Annotated in this window: 2 protein-coding genes; both read right to left on the reverse strand. The window is 52.1% G+C overall.

What is annotated here, in order from left to right; genetic code table 11:
- Positions 1–38: 38 nt before the first annotated feature.
- Positions 39–1,261, reverse strand: a protein-coding gene (locus CMR03_RS16980; RefSeq protein WP_425270632.1) for an IS3 family transposase whose coding sequence is annotated in 2 segments (ribosomal slippage) — positions 39–914 and positions 917–1,261 — 1,221 coding nt in all. Because the reading frame shifts where the segments join, the coding sequence is not laid out codon by codon here.
- A gap of 132 nt (positions 1,262–1,393) precedes the next feature.
- On the reverse strand, positions 1,394–2,434 hold a 1,041-nt coding region (gene tuf, locus CMR03_RS16985), incomplete at its 5' end, for an elongation factor Tu (protein ID WP_096011319.1).

Here is a 2,434-nt window from a genome sequence, read left to right on the forward strand (position 1 = left end):
TGACTAGTCCTGGCATAGGTTGACACTTTTTTTATCTTTTAAAACGCCTGATGTACCTCATCAGGCGTTTTGTATTTTAATGACAGATGAGGACGCTGGCTGTTATAGATCCTGACTGACTCACTGACCATCCTGCCTGCCTGCACCACGTCTGCCGGACGCGTAATCAGTAATTCATTTTTCAGTATGCCGTTAACCCTTTCTGCCAGCGCATTCTGATAGCAGTCGTAGCCGTCCGTCATTGAACAGACAAGACCGTGTTTTTTATGCACTGACTGATACATTGCCGAACAGTACTGAAGTCCGCGATCTGAGTGGTGGATCAGGCGGCCCTTTCCCTGCCGCTCCCTCAGTGCCATTTGCAGCGCCTTAATAACGTGTTCCGTATGCAGACTTTCATGAACATGATACCCCACGATTTTTCGTGAGAAAGCGTCCGTTACCAGACTGATGTAGGCCATACCTGTTCTTACCGGAAGCCAGGTGATGTCGGCAACCCATACCTGCTCCGGACCGGAGATTACCGTCTGCTCCGGCCCCGCTTTCAGCAGATTCGGATGTCTGTAAAAATGATGACGGCTGTTCGTTGTTTTATGATAAGCCCTTGCCGGATGAACCAGTAACCGGGCTTCCCGCAGCACAGCGAACAGACTGTCCCGCCCGATATGCAATGCGGCATCTTCCCGCTCGTTAAGAATATGCTGCAGTTTCCGGGTACCCAGGCGGGGCTGCTGTAACCTGATAAGTCTGACTTCTTCAGTAATGCGGTGTGCCTTTTCAGCCCTGCGCATTTCACGCCGGCATCCCTGATACCAGGCCTGACGGCTTATCTTTAAATACCGGCAGACCCTGACGACAGTCAGTTTCAGGGATTGTGTCTGTGCTTTCGCGATAAGGACGCTAACTGCTTCTTTGTGAGTGTGGCACCGAATTCGGTGTTCATCACCTTCACGACAGCTTCAAAAAACTGCGCTTTAACTTCGGATTCAGCCAGTTGCTGCTCAAGCTCTTTGATTCGCTGTTCAGGTGTGAGGGGGAGAGATTTTGTCATGTTTCCTCCACGGGTGGTGCGCTGCCGGGATGACTGCCAGTCCAGATGACCGTATTTACGTAACCACATGAGCACGGTGGAACATCCCTGGATGCCGTAGCGTTCCTGAGCCTGGCGGTAAGTCATCTCGCCTTTTTCAACCTGCTCCACGACTGCCAGCTTAAAAGACAGAGAGTAATCCCGCTGAGTGCGTTTAACATACTGTTTCATCACATTCTCCTCAAAACCAGTGGAAAATGTGTCAACGCTATTCAGGACGGGACATTAAAGCAAAAAAAAGAGCACCGAAGTGCTCTTTTTATTTTGCCGTGACCGCGTAAGCAGTCACATCAGATATCACAATTAAGCGATAACTTTAGCAACAACGCCCGCGCCAACGGTACGGCCGCCTTCGCGGATGGCGAAGCGCAGACCTTCGTCCATTGCGATTGGGTGAATCAGGGTAACAACCATTTTGATGTTGTCGCCCGGCATGACCATCTCAACGCCTTCTGGCAGCTCTACTGAACCGGTCACGTCTGTGGTACGGAAGTAGAACTGTGGACGGTAGCCCTTGAAGAACGGAGTATGGCGGCCACCTTCGTCTTTAGACAGAACGTAGACTTCTGACTCAAACTTGGTGTGTGGCTTGATTGAGCCCGGCTTAGCCAGTACCTGACCACGCTGGATGTCTTCACGCTTGATACCGCGCAGCAGAACACCACAGTTTTCGCCTGCCTGACCCTGGTCCAGCAGTTTGCGGAACATTTCAACGCCGGTACAGGTTGATTTCGCTGTATCTTTGATACCCACGATTTCAACTTCGTCGCCGACTTTAACGATACCGCGCTCTACACGACCGGTCACAACGGTACCACGACCAGAGATTGAGAATACGTCTTCGATTGGCAGCAGGAATGGCATATCGATTGCACGTACCGGGTCCGGGATGTAGTTATCCAGGTGACCAGCCAGCTCAACGATTTTCTCTTCCCACTCTGGGTTGCCTTCCAGCGCTTTCAGAGCTGAACCGCGAACGATTGGAGTATCGTCGCCCGGGAAGTCGTACTGTGACAGCAGGTCACGGACTTCCATCTCAACCAGTTCCAGCAGCTCTTCGTCATCAACCATGTCACACTTGTTCAGGAACACGATGATGTAAGGAACGCCTACCTGACGACCCAGCAGGATGTGCTCACGGGTCTGCGGCATTGGGCCGTCAGTCGCAGCAACAACCAGGATCGCGCCGTCCATCTGCGCAGCACCGGTGATCATGTTTTTCACATAGTCGGCGTGGCCTGGGCAGTCAACGTGCGCATAGTGGCGAGACGGGGTTTCATACTCAACGTGTGCAGTGTTGATGGTGATACCACGTGCTTTTTCTTCCGGGGTGCTGTCGATCTG

It is taken from the genome of Pantoea allii (assembly GCF_002307475.1).
In the GTDB taxonomy this organism is placed as follows: Bacteria; Pseudomonadota; Gammaproteobacteria; order Enterobacterales; family Enterobacteriaceae; genus Pantoea; species Pantoea allii.